Source organism: Frondihabitans sucicola, assembly GCF_030296615.1.
Classification (GTDB): Bacteria; Actinomycetota; Actinomycetes; order Actinomycetales; family Microbacteriaceae; genus Frondihabitans; species Frondihabitans sucicola.
This window is the reverse complement of sequence record NZ_AP027733.1, coordinates 143,643-164,090: the sequence shown is the minus strand read 5'-3', so window position 1 is coordinate 164,090 and position 20,448 is coordinate 143,643. Positions and strand designations below refer to the sequence as shown.

Sequence of the window (20,448 nt, the reverse complement as noted above, 5' to 3'; positions counted from 1 at the left end):
CTCGTCCGCATCACATGGCGGCCGACGCGCCTCAACCAGCAGGTACTCACGGTGCCCGCCGGTGACCGCGACGACGTCCAGGAGTACCGCAGCACGACCGCCTCCTACATCGTCCGCGAGATCAGCGCGCTCGATGGTTCAACGCTCGTGTTCTGCGGTTCGAAGTTCTCCGTTCGCGCCACGGCGCTCGACATCGCTCGGGATCGCGGGCAAGACACGGATGGCATCGACCCCAACGACATCGAGGCGATCGCGCGCGTCGCCCATGCTGCCAAGATCGGGCTCCACTACAGCGACTGGCCCCACCGGCACCTCGCCGAGGAGTCCTTCCGGACTCGCGACTTCGACGTGCTCGTGGCGACAAGCACCATGGCTGCTGGCGTCAACACCCCGGCCCGAGCTGTCGTCGTCCGTGACACGTCGATCGGCCCGACGGTCATGGAGGTCTCCATGATCCAACAGATGGTCGGCCGCGCGGGGCGAGCGGGGAAGGAGTCCGAAGGCTGGGCATTCATCATCACGCAAAGCGACGAGACTGCCATGTGGCGCGAGCGCCTCGCCGCCGGATACACCGTCATCTCGCGCATCGCTGCGACGCTCAAGGATCACCTGCTCGGAGAAATCGTCCAGGGGCGTATCGCATCCGAGGATGAAGCTCGCGCGTGGTGGAGGCAGACGCTCGCGTTCCACCAAGGCACGCGGAACGACAAGGCCATCAACGAGGCGCTGGAGTCGCTCGACAAGAACGGCTTCACCCGGCTCGTGCGACCCGAGGATAAGCCCCTGCCGGTCCTCCAGGCCACGTCGCTCGGGAATTTGACGTCACGCATGATGGTCAACGTCAACTACGCCATCGATCTGCGTCGAGCCATCCAAGCAGTCAAAATCCTCCCCAGTCGCCCCCAGCAGGCTGAGTCCTACATCATCGACGCCATCGCTCGGCTCGATGCGTACCGGAACCTCAGCGCGCCCTCCAGCCCGGATCAGCGAGCCAACGTGATCCGCGCCATCCCGAAGCTCGACGGGGAGAAGCGCTCCGTCGAGCTGAATCGGAACGGACGGGTCGATTGCACCGGCGCCGACGTCGTCCGAGCCGCACTCTGGCTCGCCGCCGTTCGGTCCGACGCGTTCCATGGCGGCGGGACGATGGTCGCCGGAATCTCACGCGGCATCCTCTCGATGCCTCTCGACTCAAGCCCTCGCTACCTTGCCTGGATCGCCGCGCAGGGCATGCTCGGGACGATCCCGACCTGGTCAAGCGTCGTTGCCGCCGACCTCGGGAAGCGCGTGCGGTGGCACAATCTGTCGCCCGACCGTGGGGACGGGAGAGCCCTACGACTCGCGGAGGACGAGGCTGGGCGCAAGAATCCCGAGCCCAAGATGAAAGCTCTGTTCGACAAGCATCGTGGGGACCCTGCTCCCACGCTGCGAGTGAAGCACAGCGCCAAGGGCCGTGATTTGTCCGTGAGGGTCGAGGCTCCGGCCAACTCGGCGGTCTTCGTGCTCGACCAGCCAGCTCGGAAGGACCCGTCTTGGCGCCGGAGTCGAGTCGACCAGACGCTGAGCGTCGAGGGAAAGGGTGAGCCTGTTGCGGCCGCCTTCATGAAGAACGGAGACGTGGCGGCAACGGGATGGCTGTCGGCATTCACCCGCTGATTTGACGCAGCCTACAGTACACGTGTACTGTAATCACGTCACAAATCAGTGATGCCAGACACGTCTCACCCAGGAGCTTCACCGTGCGCACCGCCATCCTCGTCCCGCTCGTCCGCGTCACCGCAATCACCCTCGTCACAGGCGGTCTCTTCTTCGCAGGGACGGCCAATGCGCAAGCATCCGTCGACCGGGAGATCGCCGCCTCGGCGAGCATCAAGCCCATCAACGCTGGCATCGAAGCACTCGCTCCGGCGATCGCAGACGCACGATCGGATGTGGAGCTGGCGCAGGCAGCCTTGACGTCGAGCAAGTCGAAGGTCACCTCCGAGACGCACCGACGGCACTTGGGAGAACTGGTCACCAGCACCCAGACGGCAATCCATTCAGCCGAGGCTGCCATTCAGGACTCGACCCCACTCCTGAGGGGCTCTCATAGCCCGGAGGCAATCGAGCGCTCAACAAAGGCGCTCACGGGTGCGGGCGCCGACCTGGTCGCCATCCACGGATCGACCACCGACACGATCAAGCTCGTCTCGATCGATGTCACCGCGTGGCATGTCGAACAGCGTCGAGCCGCGGAGGAGGCGCAGCGGGCCGATGCGGCGAAGGCTAGTGCTGCCGCGGCCTTGAAGGCAGAGCGGACCCGCCCCGCAGTTTCGTCGACCGCTCCCGCGTCTAGCGGGGCCACGCCGGTTCAAGCCGCCGCGCCCGTCGTGGACAAGCGCAGCATCTGCCAGGGCGTCATGGCTCGTTTCGGATTCAGCAACGTCGTCTACGACTCCGGTGCCAGCCAGGGCCACTATGGTGCGACCGATCTCGATAATCAGGTGATCTACATCCAGCTTTCGATCATCCCCGTCGAGCGCGTTTCGTCGGTGTGCATCCACGAGTACATGCACATCATTCAGGCTCGGCAGTACGGCGGCTACGCAGCCACGGTTGCCCACTTCGGGAGCGTGCTCGGGATGGAGCGCAACGCGGACCAGATGGCGCGCGCCAACGGCGCCACCTGGACGAACTACCTCTGAGTCTCAGCTCGCGCAGGTGGCCCTCACCCAGGCGGCCAGTTGATCACGAGCTGCGGGATCGTCCGGGTTGGCGGCCGCGGCGGCCGCCACGTCGTGAATCGGCTGGGCAGCAGTGGTGTTGTCGACAACGGCATTGGCTACCCACCGCGTCGAAATTCCGCCAAGCTCGACGGCCTGAACAGCGCCGTCGCCGTCGGCGCACACCTTCGCCTGGAGAGCGGAGCCCGTGAGGGGTTGGTCGACCTGGTGTCGCGGCGCCAGCGAGCATCCCGTCAGACCCGCGAGCAGGGCGACCCCCACGAGCGCTGCGGCAGCGCGACCCCTCACGCGGCGCCTTCTGTGGCAACCAGGCCCTTGTAGGTGCCGAGCGGCATGGACCAATCGTCGCCCCACTTCACCGGCAACTCCTTGATGCCGTGGGCGCGAAGAGCGTTGTAGGTGTTCTCGTTCCAGTCGGACTGGGCGACGTGCAGGAACCCCTCCTGGAACGAGTGCGGGATGCCCGCTCGTTCGAGAGAGCGGTGCATGGACTCCTGACGGCGCCCCTCGATGAACCAGGTCAGGAAAGTCCCCAGGAGCGTCGTCTTCGCGTTCGGGTCAGACGATCGTCCACCGCCGGAGCCTGATGATCCCCGCGACGAGGAACGACGGGCAGTCGAAGGTGACTTACGAGACCCGCCCGGAGCCTTCTTCGGGGCGCGGGTGCGCTCTGGAGGGGTGGCGGCGTCCGGCGCAGTCGTCGGGAGCGGCTGGGTCAGTGATTCCGTCGGCGCTTCGTCTCCGGTGGCATCCGCCGTGACCTGAGGCGCCTCGCCCGAGGCCTCTTCAGCCTCGCCCTTCGCCCGCTGGTCGAAGTGCTCGGCCTTGCGAGCATCGATGGTCGCTTGAAGCGTCTCCGTCTCCGCCCGCGCTTTCGCCGCCAGCGCGTCGTACTTGGCACGGGCCTCATCGGAGTCCGACGCCTCTCTCTTCGCCGCGTTGCGCGTGACGCGCCTCTTCGCGTTCTCAAGGGCCTTCTGCTCCTCAGACCACGAATCGCGGCAGTGACGCAAGCTCGTTCTGCACATGGGATGCCTCTCGCAATTGGGGGACCGGCGTGCCTCAAGTCTTCCGCGGCAAGGCGCACGTTGAGCGGGCCAATTGTGTCCGGCGAGACCCAATTTCACTCCGGGCTCGATACGGCAACCAGCTATACTAAAAAGCGGAGGCAACAATGGCAACTCGGAAGACCATGACTCGGCGGCCAGTGGCGCGCAAAGCAGCGTCGACGACCGCAACGAGGGCCGAGTCCCCCAACGGGCCGCCGAAGCCGCCCCAAGCGGACGTGACCCTGGGTGAGCGGGTCTTCCTCCTCAAGGTCCCCTTCGCTGAGCGCGCACTTGCTACATACGGCGGGGCGAAGTACCTCGACGGGTACGGCTGGACATATGTGGGCCGGGCTCTGCCCGCCAAGCTGGAACCGTACGCTGCGCCGCAGTACTCGTGGGAGGAGTACCAGATGGGCGACCTGGCCCGAGTCGGCCCGGGGTCCCGCTCGACGACCTTCCAGACCGGCGACTTCACGCTTCGCCCGGATCAGGTCGAGGACCGGGATGCCGTCATCGCTGCCCACAAGGCGGGAGCGCCAGAGTTCCTCATCGGCAGCGACACCGGCGTCGGCAAGACGGTCACCGCCATCGCCGCATTGAAGGCGATGCCAGTTCGCAACATCGTGGTCATCGCACCCCTGTCGGTGATCGCTTCATGGCGAATGCACCTGAAGATCATGGGCGACGGCGGCAAGCGGTGGGCCTTGATCAACTACGACTCCGCGAAGAATCTGCTCTGGAAGCCTCCCGCCAAGATCAGCAAGGCGACCGGCAAGGCGGTCAACGCGAAGCGGTCGACTCTCAATAAGAGCCACGCACGCGACGGAGCCCCGCGCGTCGCCTGGGATGTCGTCGTCACGGACGAGAGTCACTACGTATCGAATGTCGTCGCTCAGCGGTCAACGGCCATCGAGCGAGTCATCGGGAATCCAGCGTCGGCTAGCCCGGCTTTCGTTGTGCGCATGTCGGCAACCGCCGGGGCCAATCCGGCTCAGCTCGCGTATCTCCATCGGGGCCTCGCGTACGTATCGGGCGAGCGTGTGCGTCGAGCCATCACGCCCGAGGAGTACGTGGAGTGGTGCGTTGCCCGAGGACTCAAGGTCTCGGTCGATCGCTACGACAAGCTGTCCTGGGAGCCGAACGATCGCGATCTCAAGGTCATGAACGGGCTCCTCTTCGGCGAGAGGACTCTCCAGTGGGGGCTCCGGCGCGTCCCCGAAGACTGGCCCGAGCAGCAGCGCAACCTGGTGCCAATCGAGTTCGACGCCGACGAGCGGGCCGCTTACGAACTGGCCTGGGATGAGTTTCAGCAGACCCTGTCGAGCCTGGGGTTCCGACGAGGAGTCATCCCGCGCAAGGGCGCGGAGATGTCCGTTGGCGAGAAGAAGCGACTCGCGCGCGCCGCCCAGATTCGCTACCGCCAGAAGGCAGGGCTCATCCGCGCCGCGCAGAGCGTCGAGTACATCAAGACGCTGCTCGACAGTGGCGTGCAGGTCGCGGTCAACTGCGAATACCGCGGCACCGTCAGTGCGATCGAGGAGCACCTTCGTGCCGCGAAGATCGAACCCGCGCTCTTCCTTGGCGGCGACCCGCACCGCGAAGACCAGCGCGTCGCATTCCAGCAGGGAAAGCACCAGGTCATCATCTTCACGCCACCCGAGGCGTTCTCGCTCCATGCCGGGGAGCGAGCTGTCGGCGGGAACACCGTGCCTCGCGCCCTCTTCGTCGCAGAGCCTCGCTGGTCACCCCGCAGCGGCCTCCAGATCGAAGGCCGGACCCAGCGGAACGGCGAAGCATCCTCGCCTACTACCCCTTCGGGGTCGGAACGATCGAGCAGAACGTCATCAAGCGCCAGATCGAGGGCATGCGCAACATCAAGACCATCAACGGCGACGACACCGGCGCCATCGAGCGCCTGGGCGTCGAAATGGGCCTCTACCTCACGAGCGAAACGGACATCCCAGCATGAGCGCGACCATCATCGCCACCGACGGGTCCTGCCTGAAGAATCCCGGAGGGCCGAGCGGCTGGGCATGGATCAACCAGGACGGCACCTACCGAGCTGGCGCGATCCCGCGCGGCACCAACCAGATCGCGGAGCTGGAGGCACTTCTGAACGCCGTCCGCGATCACGTGCACATCGCCGACCTCACCATCCAGACGGATAGCCAGTACGCCCTGAAGTGCTTCACCATCTGGGCGCCGGTCTGGAAGCGCAAGGGGTGGAAGACGGCCCAGGGGAAAGACGTCGCCAACCTCGCTCTCGTGCGAGCCCTGCATCAGCTCGCCCTGATCCGAGTCGACTCCGGCCTGCCGCCGGTGAACGTCGAGTGGGTCAAGGGTCACGCGAATGGCCGCAACCCGCTCAATGACGCCGCCGACCGTCACGCGGGGATCGCGTCTCGATTCGCGCAGGCGACGTCGAGGCCTCAGCTCTTCGAGGGTAAAGAAGCGCCCATCCTGCTGTCGGCCTAGGCGGCAGCCTTCCGGGCGTGCGAGGGCTCCTTGCGGCCGATGTGGTAGACCCCAGCCAGACCGCCACGAGCGATGGCGGTCGCGCGCTTGGCTAGCGCTGAGCCCAGATAGTAGGAGCTGTTCTCTGGGTGAGGCTCCTCGATGATCGTGCCATCGACGTCGCGAGACCCCCACCACATGACGTAGTGCGGCCCGGTCGGGAAGTCGGTGGGGTCGATCTCGGGCGGGTAGACGCTGAAGACGTAGCCAGCCGTGCCGTGCATCGTCTCGATCTTGAGCGAGATGAGGCCCATCGAGCCGGGGTGCACATCTTCTTGCGATTCAAGGGACACGCGATGCTGCCCTTCGCTGAGAGCGCTGGCTGCCTTGGGTGATCCGGCCATGAAATCCTGCCTACGTGAATGTCGGTGCTTTCGACTAGTCTTTAGGGTAGCAGTTTGCGACTACTAAACCGGGGTGAACGATGTCTGATGCCGAAGAGGACTCTGAGGACTTCTGGGAAGAGTCCATGCCGTGGCTGCTGGGCATCGTCCTCGCTCTAGTCGCCATCACCGCTGCCGCATTCGCCGGGGCCGGATGGCTCGACTCGCACTTCGGCTGGCATCTCACCGCGTGGCTGCATGCCCTCCTGAAGATGGGGCCGTAACGCGAGTTTCGGCATCACGTAGCAACCTGCTACACTAAGAATGCCCTGCGAATCGAACGGAATGAGTGTCTGTGGCCCAGGATGAGAATGTTGCCTACGAGCGGATAGCTCTGGCGACTGCCATCTGGACGCCTGAGGGATTCCGGGCAGTCATGGAGACGGCCAAGGACGGCTTCTTCACGGCCACCGCGCACCGCCTGATCTACAGCGTTCTCGCGAAGAAGCACGCCGACGGCGAGGACGGCACCACAACGTCCATCATCGCCCGTGAGCTGGAGGCTAGCGGGGACCTCGCGCAGGTCGGCGGACTCAAGTTCCTCACCGAGCTGATCAACGACAACGCCCCCGTTGCGCGCATCCCTGGCGTCCTGAACGACCTCCGGACCACGTGGGCATCCCGCTCCGCCAAGAACGTCCTCGCCGAAGCGGGCGAGATGATGACGTACGTCGGCGGCGACCCGTCGATGTTCCAGACGGCCATGAGTGAGCACGTCAAGAAGATGGACGACCTGATCATCGAGTCGGTCCCCCGTCGTACGACACGCTCAAATCCGTCCTCCAGACCACCTACACAGACATCACCGAGCCCGACGCGGTCGAGATGTACCCGACGGGCTTCCGTGACCTCGACGAACTCATGGGGGCGGGATGCGAGGCGGCCAGCTCGTCCTCATCGCCGCTCGACCCGCGACAGGCAAGTCCGTAATGGCGCTGAACATCCTCAGCCACCTCGCGATCAAGCGAGGCGTGGCGTGCGCGTACTTCTCCCGCGAGATGCTTGGCCCCGAGCTGGCCAAGCGGCTCTTGGCCGCCGAGGCGAAGATCACCCTCGACGCCCTCAACAGCCGCAAGCTCAAAGACAACGAACTGGAGCGTCTCGGCCAGACCATCCAGCGCATCGCGGGCGCGAAGCTCTTCGTCGATGACTCCACCGACACCGACATCGCCGACATCGTGGCCAAGGCAAAACAGCTCCAGCGCCGCGAGGGCGTGAAGGTCATCGCCATCGACTACATCCAGCTCGTCAACTGCATCGCGATCAACAAACGCGGTGGGGGACGGCAGGAGGAGATGGCCGAGGTCTCGAAGCTGACCAAGCGTCTCGCCCTCGCCACCGGTCTCGTCGTGATCGCCGTCGCCCAGCTCAACCGCGGTCCGGAGCAGCGAGGCGACAAGCGTCCCGCCCTCGCCGACCTCCGCGAGTCGGGTCAGCTTGAGCAGGACGCCGACACCGCCATCCTCCTTCACCGCGAGGACATGCACTCGACGGAAACCGAGCGCGCGGGCGAGGTCGACTTCATCGTCGCAAAGCATCGAAATGGGCCGACGAAGACCGTGGCCGCCGCCTTCCAGGGCCACTTCTCGCGGATGGTCGACATGGCACATGAGCAGGCACCAGCCGCCTGACGGGAGCAATGGAATGACGCCACAGCAAGCACCGAGCAGGACAGCCGTCCTGGCTCTCGTCGAGCCCGCGAACGCGGCCGACGCGAAGCAGCACGCCACGGCTCAGCGCGACAAGCTCCTCGCCCAGGCCAAGGACCTCACCGACCAAGTCGACGATCTGGATCGACAGCGGGCCGACGTCAAGGCGAAGCAGGTCGAGGTCATGAAGGCTATGCGCACGACAGGCTTCTCATGGGTCGCCATCGGCGAGGTCATGAAGATGACCTCTACCGCGGTGATGTACGCAACCGGCGCCGCCGTTCGAACCGCGACACGAAAGAAGGCGCCGTCCGGTGACTGATTCCCCGCTCCGATGGACGACCTCGGCCTCGCGGCCGCCAAGCAGCGATCTCGGCGAGGGCGAACCATGCCCCGGCGAAGGACGATCAACATCGCCGCTGCGGTTCTCGCGGCCGGAACGATCGCCGACGCGATCTGCACCTACGTCGTCATCCACGTCTACGGCTCAGCAACTGAGGGCAATGGCTGGCTCGCGGATTTGGGCGCCACCATCGGGTGGGGCCCCGCCATGATCGTTCGCGGCGCGCTGGGGCTCCTCGGCATGGCGATCCTCTACTTCTTCACGACGCTTGGCTCGCCCTCGAAGCCGAAGCTTCAGCGCGGAGCGCGCCTGGCGGCTCGGGGCATGGTCCTCTGCGCCCTCGTATTCGGGGCCTTGACGCTCTACCAGGTCGGCGGCCTCTACTACACGCTCACGAACTTCCCTCCGCAGTAGGTCGCGCGGGCGCGCAACCTGCTACACTAAGACCGCGCCGATGAAAGTCGGACGCACCACGACCCACCCCCTCGGGGGTCCATCTAACTCCCCGCAGGGGATGGAGAAATCATGGCAAAGGCAAAGTCCGGTACCACCAGCAAGAAAAAGGGCATCATCCTCGTCGGCCTCATCGTCGTCTTGGGGGTCGTGGCCTTCCTGAGCTTCAGCGGCACGCTGAACCTCTTCCCCGTCGGCTAGCTCGACGACCACGAAGAAGGCCCCGCATCCCAGGATGCGGGGCCTTCTTCGTGTAGCCGCCTAGAGGCTGACGAGCAACGTCTCCAGGGATGGCCAGAACGCCATCGCTCCGATAGCCCCGAAGGCCAGCGCGACGCCGAATGGCGCCCCTTCTTGCCCTTGAAGGTTCCGTGCGTGGGCCACGATGCGGGGGAAAGCTTCGTGCGCAGCCAGAGGCCAAGGTAGAGCAGGAGCGCGACGGCGGTCGGGATGTAGATGAGCCCGCCCAGAAGGGTGCCGGGCCCGGCGAGGCTCAGTGCGGCTCCAATCGACGCGATGACGGGGACGTCACCGAGCCCCATCTTCCCGAACCACCAGGCCGCGAAACCGAAGGCGAATGGCACACCGGATGCCACGCCCATCCAGCCGAGTTGCTCCAGGCCACCGTGGATGAAGGACGCGACGGCGGAGAGCGCGAACACGACAAGGAACATCGGCACGGAGATGACGAAGGGCAGTCGGTAGACCCGTGCGTCGATCAGGGCCAAGACCGTGACGGGAGCGGCGAGGGTGACCCAGGCGGCGATCCCGAGCGGACCAGCGGGCGCGCCGGAGTGCACGGAGGCGAAGATCGCGACGACGATAGCGGCGGCCGTAAGCGCGACCTGCGAAGGGTGTCGGAAGAGGGGCGTCCAGGGCGCCGCGGGTTCATTCTCCACATCGCCCTGGACGGGCTCGTCGATGAGGATGACGGCCTCATCGCCTTCGTCTATCGAGTGAGTCGTCTCGGTGCTCATGCGGCCTCCTGGCGTCTGCCCGATGCGGGCTCGGATTGGACTCTCTGGCTCGGAATCACCTGTCGGGATCGAGTTGAGAAGTTGACAATATGCTACAGTAAGAACCACTGAAGAAACGTCAGGAGCGCCCTGTATGACCCATCTCGCCTGGATCGCCGTGGACTCGTTTCGTCCTCTCGATTCACACCGCGACGTGATCGTCGATTTCGCCATCACGGTCACTGACGGACGGCTGGCTCCAGCCATGTCCGAGCAGTCGGCGATCCTCGACCCTGGCACGAACCCGCTCCTGCTCCGCAACAGTGCGGCGCCGGACGACCAGGACCGCTTCGCCGCGACCGGGCTCTGGAACGAGATCAATGCCCGTGCCGTCAGCGTCGGCTCCTTCGACCGGCTGATCGCGTCGCGCCTGAGGGCCCTCGGGGTCACCCCGGGTGCCCCCGCCCTGGCCATCTGCTCCCAGATCGAGCGCGGGCTCATCGCGACCTACGCGCCGGAGATGTCGGCCATGCTCTCGGTCGATGCGGCCGATGTCACATCGTTCCGCCTCCTGTCCGGGCAATTCCTCCCCGGGGCTGGCCTTGTGACGGCGGCGCCGCGATCGGGACGCACGGACAACCGCGTGCAGGCGCGCCTGAATGACCTCGCCAACACCGTCAACGCCATCAATCACCAGATCGGAACTGCCGCAGCATGACGACCTCCGTCACCAGCACCCGCGTCGCCTTCGTCGGATTCTCCGGCGGCAAGGATGCGCTCGGCGCGATCGCCCAGGCCTTCGACGAGAAGACCCCGGTCGACAACGTCTCCGTCGAGGCCTTCAATCACAACGAGTGGGTCAAGGCCCTCCAGTCCGCGGGGAGTACCTCTTCGCCGTCACCGACGGAGCTATCTTGCCCCGCGCCGACCGCCTGTTCCTCTACGTCAGCACCGAAGCGGGTGGCGAAGCGTCACAGGCCGCCGAGCGCATCACTGAAATGAGCGCGAATGTCGAGGTCCTCGGCGAGTGGACTCCGATCGACGCGAACCGTCTCGATGACCTCGATGCCGTTGCCACGTGGCTCCTCGAAGCCGAATGGCCCGCCCCGCAGATGCCGGTGGCATCGGCGGAGGATGAGGTGCTGCCCGTGGCCCCGTTCACTCTTCCCGCTCCGATCATGAGCGCGCCCGTCATCGACGCACCCGTGGAGGCAGTCGCACCGATCCAGGAGGCGGCTGAGGTCTCTGCCGAGGTCGTTCCGCCTCTCGCTGCGCCAGCCATGCCCCAGGACGCCGTCGAGCTTCCGCTCCCGGCACCCGCTCCGCAGGTCCAGGCACCCTCGGCCACCAACACCTTCCTGAACATGTTCGGGAGCCCGGCCGCCGCCGCGCCTACAGAGGAGCCGCTGGCAGCTCGGGTTTCGCCCAGTGCCCAAGAGGCACCGAATGAGGCCCCTGCCATCGCTGTCGACGCCGCACCCGCGCCCGTTGCCGAGCCCCTGCCTGCCGCTTACGAACCCGAGATTCCGACTCCGTCACCCATCGTCCCCGTGCCGGTGTCCAGCGTTGAGCCAGCTCGCGTCGTCGCGGTCGAGCCTGAGTCGGAGCCCGTGTCGCCGGTGACGGAGTCCGCACCGACCCCGGAGCCCGCACCCGAGCGCGAGCCTGCCCCGGAGCCGGAGCCGCTCCCTGCGCCCGAGCCGATTCATGATGCGTCGGCCGCCCCGGCAAGCATTCTCGACTTCATCAACCTGCCGCGCCCGGCGACCATTCCGGAAACGATCGCGACGACTGTCGACATGACGGCCCCTGATGATGTGGCTGCATCCGATCTCTCGTCCCCACCCGAGGCGCGACCAGTCGAACCTGCGCCTGCGTACGTGCCGCTGGCGCCCCCGGTGCAAGCGGATGTCATCCAGCCCGTCACGGCGAACACCCCGGAGTCTCTGCCGACCTCGGTGGCCACTCCCGGAGCGGAGCCGGACGTCACGCCCGTGGCCTCGACCGAGTTCGCCGCTCCCGAGCCGAATGTGGCTTCGTCGCTGGCGCCCGAACTGCCGCCGGTCCAGGCGGCGCCCCCGTCAGCGCACCCGCCGCAGTGGTGCCCCCATTCCGAGCTGAAGACGTCCAGGTCGCGCCCGAGGTGACGCCGCAGCGTGCCGCCCCGCTCCAGCCTGCGCCACTCACGTCAGTCGAGTCGACCTGGAATGAGCCTCTGGCGGCGACGCCGGAGGTCGCTCCTGCCGACATGGCCACGCCCCGGCCCGCCTTCGACCCGCAGTCGTTCAATCCCAGCGTGTTCACGGCTCCGAGTCGTGTGGACATCTCGGCACCGGCGACTCCAGTCCTCGCCGAGCCCAGCGAGGCGGCAGCGGCGGCCGAGCCCGTCGCATCCGAGTCGCCCACGGCCCCGTTCGCGGCGTCCACGCCGCCCACGCCGCCCGCGCAGCCGGTGCAGCCGGTGGCTGTCACGCCGTCCGCGCCCATCGTGGCGGCCATGCCTTCGTTCGAGGAGATCGGAGAGGCCGCCTCGGTGGCGGCCGCCCAGGTAACCCCTCAGCAGAACGTGCCCGCATTCGACGACGTCGTCCACGGGACGGTGCAGGCGGACGCGGATGAGGCGTCGGCATTCACCCTGCCCATCGCTCCGACGATGCCCCCGATGGCGATCCCAGTGCCCGAAGTCACCGTAGCTGCGCCGATGCCCCTAGTCGCGCCCGCTCCGGTCGAGCGCACGCCCGTGCCCGAGCGACCCGAGGGTTTCAGCTTCGCCCGCTTCGGCGACCTCGATGAGGACCTGGCTGCGCCGGTGGACCCCCGCGAGGAGTTCCTCGAAGAGGTGTCGGCGGCGCCCGTCGATCCCGTCGTCAGTCTCGGTCACGACATCCCGACTGAGGCGCTGGTGGCACCGACCCTCGTGGCACCCCAGGTGGTCGTCACTGCCGCCCCTGCCGAGGAGTGGATTCCCGAGTGGAGTTCCACCTCGCCGAACAAGGGCGAGTCGTTCTTCATCTCCGCATCACATGGCGGCGCTGGCAAAACGACGTTCGCGTACCTGTTCGCACGCACGATCCAGACCGCGTACCTTCGCGCGGCAGTGGATCGCGAGGTCTACCTCGTCGAGACCGACTACGTGAACCCCAAACTGCACGACCGATTCCAGATGGACCGCGGGCAGGACTCGGGGCACTTCGCTGCATTCCTGGAGCAGTCGCGCCTCGTTCGCGACCGCATCTCGGCCGCGACCCTGGCCGAGCGGGAGCGCAAGGCGCTGGAGAACAGCACGTACGTCGATCCCCAGAGCGGCATCCGCGTCATCGCGGCCCCGTACGAGCTAACCGATCGGAATGCCGAGTCGACTCGGTTCGCGATCGAGAAGATCGTGAGTCTGCTGCTGGCGCGAGGCGCCTTCGTCGTCATGGATGCCCACACTCTCGGTGGGGCCGAGGACAGCCTCCTCGACCGCAACCTCGCCCCTCGCGCCGATCGGGTCGTCGTGCTCACGGACGCACCAAGCCCCAACCCCGAGACCGGCAAGTACGAGGGCGGTCACATCCACGATGCACTGCGCATCGTGAAGAGTCTGCGCACTCCGGCCGCCGCCAAGGGCTTCGGCATCCCGACGGACCGGATCAGCCTCGTCCTGAACCGCACGTCGGAAGAGGACGCGATGGCCGCCGCCCAGCGTGGCGATGTCGGGTCCGTCCATGTCGCCGGTGTCCTGCCGATTGTGCCGAGCATCACCAAGGGCTTCGTTCGTGAAATGGGTGCGGGACCCGAGGCCGTCGGCCTCATCCGTGCAGCAGCCCAGGTCGTGAACGAGGTCGCGCCCCGTCCCGAGCTGGAGCCGCTGCTTCAGCCCGCCGAAGCCCCCGCACCCACTCCGACCAAGCGCAAGGGCTTCTTCGGCCTGCGCCGAGCATGAGAGACGCCATGACCATGACCCAGGAGCAGCCGACCGCTGCACCCATCCTCGAAGCCATCTCGCAGCAGAGCGTCCCCGAAGGCAAGCCGTGGCTCGCCCTTAACGCGCAGATCATGGCCGACATGCTGCGCCTCGACGAGGCGCTTGCCAAGACCGGCGAGAAGCTCGACCCGGGCATCTACGAGTTCAGCCTCACCCCGTCGCCGCCGCTGGAGAACAGCAGCTTCGTGCAGGTGGCCCATCGCAACAACGTTCTCGACTTCGTGCCGGATGACACGGCGGCCCTTCTCCAGAGCCTGTGGGCGCCGCTCGATCACCTGGAGTTGGTGCGGAGCCCGACGACCGCCGATCTGGAGCTGCACGCCGAGGAACGCCTGCACGGTCGTCGCCAGAAAGATCGCCGCGACGAGCTGGCGACGTACGCCGACAACGCCCACAAGCTGTCGGCAGCGATGCTGGAAGCGGGCATGGTCCGCGAGGCATTCCGTATCGCGTACCGGGCCGACCTCGCGACCTTCGAGGTGTTCTGCTTCGACCTCGCCGCCCAGTACGGCGACACGAAGCTGGCCACCATCGACGTGCGCATGGAGCTGGCCAAGGTGACTCTTCGGAGCATCCAGCCCACTGCCGACTTCACCGCTTCTCGCAACTCCATCCGCGGGGCCCTCGTCTGGTCCTCCCTGTCGCCCGAGCTGATCCCCTGGCTGTCCTGAGGCTCTAGTTACACGAAGAACGCCCCCGACATCGTCGGGGGCGTTCTTCGTGTTCTCGAAGGGCTACTTCTTGGCGGCGATCGCCGGAACGGGAATCTCCCGGCTGAGGTAGGTCTCGCCGGTGATACTGGCGGTCAGCTTCGAGTCGCTGCCCGAGACGCTGAACGTCTTCACGAGCAGCGGCTGGTCGAGAGTTTCGACCTTCTTCAGGAACTTATTGATGTCGGAGCTGGTTCCCGTGACCGACAGCGTGACGGCGATGGTGGCCAGGTTCGGGGTCGCGCCGACGCTGGTCGGGGTGGTCGCCGCGCCGGTGGTCGCCGCAGTAGCCGGGGCCGTCGTCGTGGTGGGCGCGGTAGCGGTGGGCGCGGTCGACGTGGCTGCCGGGGCGGCGGGCCCGGCGGTACCGTCAGTGGCGGTGCCGCCACCAAGGGTCGGCACCGAGGGGGAGATCGCGTCGGCCGTCACGTTGGACGAGGATGCGGCGTTCTTCATCATGGCAATCCACGACGCCTGGTCGGACGAGGTGGGGAACTGGTCGTAGACCGTCTGCGCGTCTGCCTCTGCCGTCGAGATGTTGGCGGCCTTCGTCTTCAGGTCTGCGAGCTTCGCTTCGAGCTGCTTGGCCGTCACCTGCTGGGAGGCGGTCTTAGCGTGCGCGGCGCTGATCGCGTTGAACTGCGGCTGGAAGAGCGCGGTCCACGCGACGAGAAGGATGATGACGGCGACGACTCCCGCTCCGATGAGCGTGGTGGCCTGCTTGCGGGTGAGATTCATCGGTCTACTTTCCGGCGGCGGCGTCGTTGGAGCCGCTGCTATCGGTCGTCGTCGACGAAGGTGCCGTCGTCGCAGTCGGGGTGGTAGTGGTGGTCGTCGTGCCGTAGTCAGCGAAGCGATCGCCGTAGGCAGCCTGGGTGAAGTTGACCGTGAGCTTGAAGCTCAGGCCCGAGCCGGAACCGGAATCGCTGATGTTGCTGGCGTACGGATCGACAAGGACCTTCGTGCTGTCGCGGCCGAGAGCCGACGTGAGGGCGGAGATGGTGTTCGTGTCCGGCGCCGTCGCGTCGATCGTCGCGCACCCGATTGCAGCCGTGGGCTGGAACGGGTCGGCACCGGCGCACGTGGTGCCGATGGCGGTCGCGAAGCTCGTGATCGAGACCCCGGCGGGAAGTGCGGCATTCACGGCACCGTAGATGGACGAGTAGTCGATGGAACCACTGAACTTGGCCTTGACCTCGCTCTTCCGCTCCGTCACGGCGTCGTAGTACGCCTGCACGTCATCGAGGCTCTTGATCTTGACCTGCGTGCTGGTCGCGCTCAGGGCTGCGTTGTCGGCCTCGCTGTTGGCGGTCAGGGCGCCGCCCAGGACCGCGACATAGCCGATGACGACGATGGCCGTGACTGCGATGAGGCCGACGATGCTCATGCGAAGCGTCTGCGCGAAGCCTCGGGCCTCGCGGACGACCGTGGGGATCAGGTTGAGCGCGGGCTTGACGGACTCGCTGAAGTCGTAGACCTCATCCGTGTCGATCTCGGGGGTGGCGGGGCCGGAGGTGTCGGCCTTGCGGGCGGGGAGAAGCTTCATGTCTGGGTCCTTTGTCCTCAGGCCACTCGGGCGCCAGCGGCGAGACCGATGGCGACCGCGAGATCGCGGCCCTCGGCGTCGAAGCGATCGATGACGTTGCCCTTGGCTGCCTTGAATCGGGGGTCGTAGGCCGTGTGCTGGACCTCGATGTCATCGAAGGTCCGCGACAGGGTCGCCGGGAGGTTGTGCAGAAGGGCGCCGCCACCGAGGAGGGTGATCCCTCCGAGGGCGTCCTCGACGTTGCGATTCTTCGAGAAGAACTCGTCGACGGTGCCGCGGATGTTGTTGGCCAGCGCGCGATTCGCGCCATCGATCGCCGCGAAGACGTCGCCGTCTTTGGCCCGGGCTTCGAACTTCTTGGCCTCGGCCTCGAACTTGTTGTCCGTGGCGAGGGCCTCGGCGACTCGTTCGGTGGCCTCGTTCCCGCCGAGGCCTTCGACGACGGAGATTTGAAGCGGGACGCCGCCACGGTGGATCACCACGCTCGTCAGGCTGTGGCCGACGTTGACGATGACATGCACGACGCTCGCGTCGATGAAGGGGACCGCCATGGCGCGGAGGCCTGCGAGGCTGGTGAGGTCGATGCCGACGAGCTGGAGCCCCGCCGCCTTGACGACCTCGGCGAGCTTCTCGGTCGCTTCGATCCGCGCCGCGTAGACCAGGGTGCGGAGCTTCTTCTGGCGGCCGACCACGTACTCGCTGATGGGAGTGACTGCGAAGTCGAAGTCCTCCGGATCGACGTTGACGATGCTGCGCTGCGCCTCGACCATGAGTGGGAGCGCCTCTTCGAGGTCCTTCGGCGCCACCCAGTTGAAGTCCGCGGACCGGGTAATCGCGTCGGCCGGGTTGGACAGGCCGACGATGACGTCTCGGGTCTGGAACCCAGCCTGCTTGAAGAAGTCCGCGATCTCTGTGACGAGGGCGTCCTGCTTCTCCTCGACGACGCGTCCGTCCTTGATGAGCTGAGCGGGGAGGGGGCGGGTGTGGGTGCTCTCGACGATGAACGTGTCACCGTCTCGACGGACTTGGGCCGCCTTGAGAGAGCTGGTGCCGATGTCGAGGCCGACGACGCGGTTCGTAGGCATGCGCGCCTTTCCTGGGTGGAGGTCGAAAGTTGTTCGGATCGTCCTGCTGACGACGGTCCTTAGTGTAGCATGTAGTTGTCGCAAGTTGAGGTGTGCCTGCTTCACTAACCGATCCCCGAGTTTTCTTGCAAAGGACGTGCCGTTGCCTTCGAATCTGAGTGATGCTGCATCGAGTGTTGTCGCCCTCCACTTCATGGAGGAGAGCGACATCGCGCCCTTCGACGCGGCCGCCCGTGAGGGGAAGACGAACTTGCTGACGGACCTGGTGAGTGCGAAGCGCATCACAGCACTCCAGTCGCACGAGGTCTTCGCCAGGCTCAACGGCTACATGTACGCCAACCTCGACGACGCCGTCTTCCAGCCGACGCCGGAGCTGCTGCGGGCTATCCCCGCTAGCACCGCGCGCGACCTGAAGGTGGTGCCATTCCGCCAGGATGGCGAGCGAATCATCTTCGCCACCGGCGACCCGAACTCTCTCGACATGCGCGAGCAGCTCACGACGCTGTTCCCCAACGCGTCACCGCGGTACTTCTACGCCCCCGCCGCTCTCGTCGATCACGTCATCGCATCTGTCTACTCGGCCGCGGAGGAGGCTCGCCTCGTTGGAGAGAACGACGAGGCAGACTTCCGCTCGACAGTCAGTGACGACGCCAACCTCGGACTCATAAGCGACAACGAGAATGACGCGGTCGTCCAGATTCTCCGGCTCCTCATCGAGCAGGCCGTCAAGGACAACGTCTCCGACATCCACATCGAGCCCACGTCCTCGGGCGTCCGGGTCCGCTTCCGTATCGACGGTGATCTTCGCGTCATGCAGGAGCACACCAAGGAGCGCGGCGACCGCCTCGTGAAGCTCGTCAAGGTCGAAGCTCGACTCGAACACGGCAGCTCGCGTAAGCCTGAATCTGGCGCCTTCACGCGGCTCGTCGGCACCCGTCAGGTCGACGTCCGTGTCGAGGCCTCCCCGCAGGAGTGGGGCGAGGAGGTCACCCTCCGCGTGCAGACCTCCCTGAGTCGGAACATCAACGAACTCGGCTTCAGCGAGAAGAACCTCACGCGCTTCAAGAAGGCATACAGCCAGCCATTCGGCCTCGTTCTCGCCACCGGCCCCACCGGCTCCGGCAAGTCCTCGACGGAGTACTCGACCCTCGCCGAACTGACGGACGACAGCCGCAAGATCGTCACGCTGGAGAACCCCGTCGAGACGAAGATCGGGCGCGGCGTCAGCCAGACCTCGATCAACGAGGCCCAGGGGCTTACCTTCGCCCTCGGTCTCCGCTCCATCCTGCGTCGCGACCCCGACATCATCCTCGTCGGCGAAATCCGTGACGACGAGACTGCGGGCATCGCTGTCGAAGCCGCGCTCACCGGGCACTTGCTCCTGTCCACGCTCCACACGAATGACGCCCCCGGCGCCATCGTGCGCCTCCGGGAACTCGGCATCCTCCCCTCGCTCCTCTCCGAAGCCCTCGTCGGCGTGGTTGCTCAGCGGCTCGTCAAGCGCCTCTGCATCCACTGCCGCGTGCCGCTCCACCTCTCGGAAGAAGAGCGTGAAGAGCTGGGATTCGGAGGCCTGCCCGCAGAGGGCGACTTCTTCACGGTGAGCGAGAACGGCTGCGACCGCTGTGGCCACATCGGCTACCGGGGGCGCATTCCGATCCACGAGGTCATGCTCGTCGACTCCAAGCTGCGGGGACTCATCTCGCGCAAGGCCGAGCACGACGAACTCGTCGACGCCGCCCGGGAGGGCGGCATGACTTCGCTCCGCGAGGACGGCTGGGAGAAGGCCGCCCAAGGAATCATCGACCCCTACCAGCTCGCCTCCGTCGTCTCGCGAGACCTCTAAGGAAACCCATGACCGACATGCTCACGCCCCCGAACGCCTTCCCGGCGGTCGCGCCCGCGCCCATCTCCGTACCTGCGGCAGAGCCGAACGCTCCGGCCTTCGCCCACGAGTCCGAGCGCGCCTGGCGCCCGCCCGCGATCCACTCGCTCCTCGCCCAGCTCATCGAGTTCGGCGGATCGGACCTGCACCTCACCGTCGGCATCCGTCCTCGCGGGCGCATCCACGGCGAGCTGATCGATCTCGAAGGCACCACGGTCATGACCCGCGATGTGCTCTTCGGCTTCATCCAGGAAGCGTTCCCCGCCGCCACCTACGACAAGTGGGTCAAGGAGTTCGACTTCGACACGGCGTACGAGATGGACACGAAGGCCGGGGCCGTGCTCAGCTCGCGCTTCCGCGTGAACCTCTTCATGGAGGGCGGAGAGCCCGCAGCGGTCTTCCGAGTCATCCCCGTCGAGATCAGAACGATGGAGGACCTGAACCTCAAGGATTCCATCCAGCAGCTCATCAAGAACACGCCCCGAGGGCTCATCCTCGTGACAGGTGTCACCGGGTCCGGCAAGAGCACCACGCTCGCCGGGATGATGGACTGGATCAACATCAACCGGGCCGTCCGCATCCTCACGTTCGAGGACCCGATCGAGTTCGTGCACAAGTCCAAGCGAGGCACGATTTCGCAGCGTGAGATCGCCATCGACACCAAGGACTGGCGCTCCGGCCTCAAGGCAGTGCTGCGTCAGGACCCGGACGTCATCCTGATCGGCGAGCTGCGCGACCCGGAGACGATCGAGATGGCGATCGCCGCCGCCGACACAGGCCACCTGGTCTTCGGCACGCTGCACACGGGCACCGCAGCCGACACTGTGGATCGCATCGTCGGAGAGTTCCCCGGCAACCAGCAGGAACGCATCCAGAGCCGTCTGTCGACGGTGTTGGCGGGCGTCGTCTGCCAGCAGCTCGTCCCCGGCATCAAGGGCGGCCGGGTCGTCGCCACCGAGATCATGATCATGACCGACGCCATCCGCGCCAACATCCGCAAGGGCGACCTGGGCGGCATCGGGCACGCGATGGCCGACACCTCCCACGGCTCGATTTCCTTCGACGCCCACCTCGCCGAGCTGGTCGCGACCGGCTTCATCACGCGACGCAACGCGATCCAGCGGGCTGTGAACCGCAAGGAATTCGAGAAGCTCGTGCCCGCCGAATCGACCATGTACTAGCCCT

Annotated in this window: 22 protein-coding genes and 2 pseudogenes; 17 read left to right on the top strand and 7 right to left on the bottom strand. The window is 66.2% G+C overall.

Translation table 11 applies throughout. The features are described 5' to 3' along the window. Positions 1-51 precede the first annotated feature (51 nt). The gene (locus QUE79_RS22900) at positions 52-1,656 is read left to right on the top strand and encodes a helicase-related protein (protein ID WP_350271762.1); all 1,605 of its coding nucleotides are present in this window, start codon (positions 52-54) and stop codon (positions 1,654-1,656) included. 83 nt (positions 1,657-1,739) lie between these two features. Continuing rightward, a complete protein-coding gene (locus QUE79_RS22895; RefSeq protein WP_286347358.1) occupies positions 1,740-2,684 on the top strand; it encodes a hypothetical protein in 945 nt (314 codons plus the stop codon). 3 nt (positions 2,685-2,687) lie between these two features. Here QUE79_RS22895 and QUE79_RS22890 read toward each other — a convergent pair whose 3' ends face one another. Further along, the gene (locus QUE79_RS22890; RefSeq protein ID WP_286347357.1) at positions 2,688-3,011 is read right to left on the bottom strand and encodes a hypothetical protein; all 324 of its coding nucleotides are present in this window, start codon (positions 3,009-3,011) and stop codon (positions 2,688-2,690) included. Then, entirely contained in the window at positions 3,008-3,751 is a 744-nt protein-coding gene (locus QUE79_RS22885; protein WP_286347356.1) for a hypothetical protein, read from the bottom strand. The genes QUE79_RS22890 and QUE79_RS22885 overlap by 4 nt, the downstream gene beginning before the upstream one ends. A gap of 146 nt (positions 3,752-3,897) precedes the next feature. Between QUE79_RS22885 and QUE79_RS22880 the strand changes: the two are divergent. Next, positions 3,898-4,734 (top strand): annotated as a pseudogene (locus QUE79_RS22880) (DEAD/DEAH box helicase family protein); the annotation flags it as partial. A gap of 337 nt (positions 4,735-5,071) precedes the next feature. After that, the gene (locus QUE79_RS25990) at positions 5,072-6,247 is read left to right on the top strand and encodes a ribonuclease H family protein (RefSeq protein ID WP_350271761.1); all 1,176 of its coding nucleotides are present in this window, start codon (positions 5,072-5,074) and stop codon (positions 6,245-6,247) included. Here the strand turns inward: QUE79_RS25990 and QUE79_RS22870 are convergent. Next, positions 6,244-6,630: a hypothetical protein gene (locus QUE79_RS22870; protein ID WP_286347354.1), complete on the bottom strand. Its 387-nt coding sequence runs from the start codon at positions 6,628-6,630 to the stop codon at positions 6,244-6,246. The two genes, QUE79_RS25990 and QUE79_RS22870, sit on opposite strands and share 4 nt — an antisense overlap. An 80-nt stretch (positions 6,631-6,710) precedes the next feature. On the opposite strand from QUE79_RS22870, the gene QUE79_RS22865 reads away from it, so the two are divergent. From QUE79_RS22865 to QUE79_RS22845, 6 genes and pseudogenes are all read left to right on the top strand, one after another. Continuing rightward, the gene (locus QUE79_RS22865) at positions 6,711-6,893 is read left to right on the top strand and encodes a hypothetical protein (protein WP_286347353.1); all 183 of its coding nucleotides are present in this window, start codon (positions 6,711-6,713) and stop codon (positions 6,891-6,893) included. 65 nt (positions 6,894-6,958) lie between these two features. Further along, a pseudogene (locus QUE79_RS25985) lies at positions 6,959-7,246 on the top strand (DnaB-like helicase N-terminal domain-containing protein); the annotation flags it as partial. Positions 7,247-7,541: 295 nt separating this feature from the next. Next, positions 7,542-8,300, top strand: a complete 759-nt coding sequence (locus QUE79_RS22860) for a replicative DNA helicase (protein ID WP_286347352.1) — start codon at positions 7,542-7,544, stop codon at positions 8,298-8,300. 13 nt (positions 8,301-8,313) lie between these two features. Then, on the top strand, positions 8,314-8,640 hold the full coding sequence (locus QUE79_RS22855; protein WP_286347351.1) for a hypothetical protein: 327 nt from the start codon (positions 8,314-8,316) through the stop codon (positions 8,638-8,640). Between the two features lie 12 nt (positions 8,641-8,652). After that, a complete protein-coding gene (locus QUE79_RS22850) occupies positions 8,653-9,075 on the top strand; it encodes a hypothetical protein (RefSeq protein ID WP_286347350.1) in 423 nt (140 codons plus the stop codon). Positions 9,076-9,186: 111 nt separating this feature from the next. After that, on the top strand, positions 9,187-9,315 hold the full coding sequence (locus QUE79_RS22845) for a hypothetical protein (protein ID WP_286347349.1): 129 nt from the start codon (positions 9,187-9,189) through the stop codon (positions 9,313-9,315). On the opposite strand, the gene QUE79_RS22840 is transcribed toward QUE79_RS22845, so the two are convergent. Continuing rightward, positions 9,312-10,091 (bottom strand): A24 family peptidase, encoded by a 780-nt coding sequence (locus QUE79_RS22840; protein WP_286347348.1) that lies wholly within the window; start codon positions 10,089-10,091, stop codon positions 9,312-9,314. The two genes, QUE79_RS22845 and QUE79_RS22840, sit on opposite strands and share 4 nt — an antisense overlap. A gap of 133 nt (positions 10,092-10,224) precedes the next feature. Here QUE79_RS22840 and QUE79_RS22835 point away from each other — a divergent pair, with 133 nt between their 5' ends. From QUE79_RS22835 to QUE79_RS22815, 5 genes are all read left to right on the top strand, one after another. Beyond that, on the top strand, positions 10,225-10,788 hold the full coding sequence (locus tag QUE79_RS22835) for a hypothetical protein (RefSeq protein WP_286347347.1): 564 nt from the start codon (positions 10,225-10,227) through the stop codon (positions 10,786-10,788). Beyond that, positions 10,785-11,072, top strand: coding sequence for a hypothetical protein (locus QUE79_RS22830; protein ID WP_286347346.1), 288 nt, complete (start codon positions 10,785-10,787; stop codon positions 11,070-11,072). Before QUE79_RS22835 ends, QUE79_RS22830 begins: the two co-directional genes overlap by 4 nt. Next, positions 11,069-12,217, top strand: a complete 1,149-nt coding sequence (locus QUE79_RS22825; RefSeq protein ID WP_286347345.1) for a hypothetical protein — start codon at positions 11,069-11,071, stop codon at positions 12,215-12,217. The genes QUE79_RS22830 and QUE79_RS22825 overlap by 4 nt, the downstream gene beginning before the upstream one ends. 101 nt (positions 12,218-12,318) lie before the next feature. Then, complete coding sequence (locus QUE79_RS22820) at positions 12,319-13,995, top strand: hypothetical protein (RefSeq protein WP_286347344.1); 1,677 nt, start codon at positions 12,319-12,321, stop codon at positions 13,993-13,995. Positions 13,996-14,003: 8 nt separating this feature from the next. Then, positions 14,004-14,708 carry a hypothetical protein gene (locus tag QUE79_RS22815; protein WP_286347343.1) on the top strand — a complete coding sequence of 235 codons (705 nt, stop codon included), beginning with the start codon at positions 14,004-14,006 and terminating at the stop codon, positions 14,706-14,708. 63 nt (positions 14,709-14,771) lie between these two features. On the opposite strand, the gene QUE79_RS22810 is transcribed toward QUE79_RS22815, so the two are convergent. From QUE79_RS22810 to pilM, 3 genes are read right to left on the bottom strand one after another with little or no spacing between them, the layout of a single operon-like run. Continuing rightward, positions 14,772-15,485 (bottom strand): hypothetical protein, encoded by a 714-nt coding sequence (locus QUE79_RS22810; RefSeq protein ID WP_286347342.1) that lies wholly within the window; start codon positions 15,483-15,485, stop codon positions 14,772-14,774. A gap of 4 nt (positions 15,486-15,489) precedes the next feature. Continuing rightward, the gene (locus QUE79_RS22805) at positions 15,490-16,293 is read right to left on the bottom strand and encodes a hypothetical protein (RefSeq protein WP_286347341.1); all 804 of its coding nucleotides are present in this window, start codon (positions 16,291-16,293) and stop codon (positions 15,490-15,492) included. 17 nt (positions 16,294-16,310) lie between these two features. Next, on the bottom strand, positions 16,311-17,378 hold the full coding sequence (pilM, locus tag QUE79_RS22800) for a pilus assembly protein PilM (protein WP_286347340.1): 1,068 nt from the start codon (positions 17,376-17,378) through the stop codon (positions 16,311-16,313). Between the two features lie 142 nt (positions 17,379-17,520). On the opposite strand from pilM, the gene QUE79_RS22795 reads away from it, so the two are divergent. Together QUE79_RS22795 and QUE79_RS22790 are read left to right on the top strand one after the other, a co-directional pair. Next, on the top strand, positions 17,521-19,224 hold the full coding sequence (locus QUE79_RS22795) for a GspE/PulE family protein (RefSeq protein WP_286347339.1): 1,704 nt from the start codon (positions 17,521-17,523) through the stop codon (positions 19,222-19,224). Positions 19,225-19,232: 8 nt separating this feature from the next. Then, positions 19,233-20,444, top strand: coding sequence for a type IV pilus twitching motility protein PilT (locus QUE79_RS22790; protein WP_286347338.1), 1,212 nt, complete (start codon positions 19,233-19,235; stop codon positions 20,442-20,444). Positions 20,445-20,448 lie beyond the last annotated feature (4 nt).

Excerpts from the sequence above, each read along its gene's own strand:
- QUE79_RS22885 (WP_286347356.1), bottom strand. The coding sequence starts at position 3,751 with ATGTGCAGAACGAGCTTGCGTCACTGCCGCGATTCGTGGTCTGAGGAG.
- QUE79_RS22865 (WP_286347353.1), top strand. The coding sequence starts at position 6,711 with ATGTCTGATGCCGAAGAGGACTCTGAGGACTTCTGGGAAGAGTCCATG.
- QUE79_RS22790 (WP_286347338.1), top strand. The coding sequence starts at position 19,233 with ATGACCGACATGCTCACGCCCCCGAACGCCTTCCCGGCGGTCGCGCCC.
- QUE79_RS22830 (WP_286347346.1), top strand. The coding sequence starts at position 10,785 with ATGACGACCTCCGTCACCAGCACCCGCGTCGCCTTCGTCGGATTCTCC.
- QUE79_RS22850 (WP_286347350.1), top strand. The coding sequence starts at position 8,653 with ATGGACGACCTCGGCCTCGCGGCCGCCAAGCAGCGATCTCGGCGAGGG.
- QUE79_RS22845 (WP_286347349.1), top strand. The coding sequence starts at position 9,187 with ATGGCAAAGGCAAAGTCCGGTACCACCAGCAAGAAAAAGGGCATCATC.
- QUE79_RS22870 (WP_286347354.1), bottom strand. The coding sequence starts at position 6,630 with ATGGCCGGATCACCCAAGGCAGCCAGCGCTCTCAGCGAAGGGCAGCAT.
- QUE79_RS22840 (WP_286347348.1), bottom strand. The coding sequence starts at position 10,091 with ATGAGCACCGAGACGACTCACTCGATAGACGAAGGCGATGAGGCCGTC.
- QUE79_RS25990 (WP_350271761.1), top strand. The coding sequence starts at position 5,072 with ATGAGTTTCAGCAGACCCTGTCGAGCCTGGGGTTCCGACGAGGAGTCA.
- QUE79_RS22810 (WP_286347342.1), bottom strand. The coding sequence starts at position 15,485 with ATGAATCTCACCCGCAAGCAGGCCACCACGCTCATCGGAGCGGGAGTC.
- pilM (WP_286347340.1), bottom strand. The coding sequence starts at position 17,378 with ATGCCTACGAACCGCGTCGTCGGCCTCGACATCGGCACCAGCTCTCTC.
- QUE79_RS22820 (WP_286347344.1), top strand. The coding sequence starts at position 12,319 with ATGGCCACGCCCCGGCCCGCCTTCGACCCGCAGTCGTTCAATCCCAGC.
- QUE79_RS22815 (WP_286347343.1), top strand. The coding sequence starts at position 14,004 with ATGACCATGACCCAGGAGCAGCCGACCGCTGCACCCATCCTCGAAGCC.
- QUE79_RS22835 (WP_286347347.1), top strand. The coding sequence starts at position 10,225 with ATGACCCATCTCGCCTGGATCGCCGTGGACTCGTTTCGTCCTCTCGAT.
- QUE79_RS22860 (WP_286347352.1), top strand. The coding sequence starts at position 7,542 with ATGCGAGGCGGCCAGCTCGTCCTCATCGCCGCTCGACCCGCGACAGGC.
- QUE79_RS22805 (WP_286347341.1), bottom strand. The coding sequence starts at position 16,293 with ATGAAGCTTCTCCCCGCCCGCAAGGCCGACACCTCCGGCCCCGCCACC.
- QUE79_RS22825 (WP_286347345.1), top strand. The coding sequence starts at position 11,069 with ATGAGCGCGAATGTCGAGGTCCTCGGCGAGTGGACTCCGATCGACGCG.
- QUE79_RS22855 (WP_286347351.1), top strand. The coding sequence starts at position 8,314 with ATGACGCCACAGCAAGCACCGAGCAGGACAGCCGTCCTGGCTCTCGTC.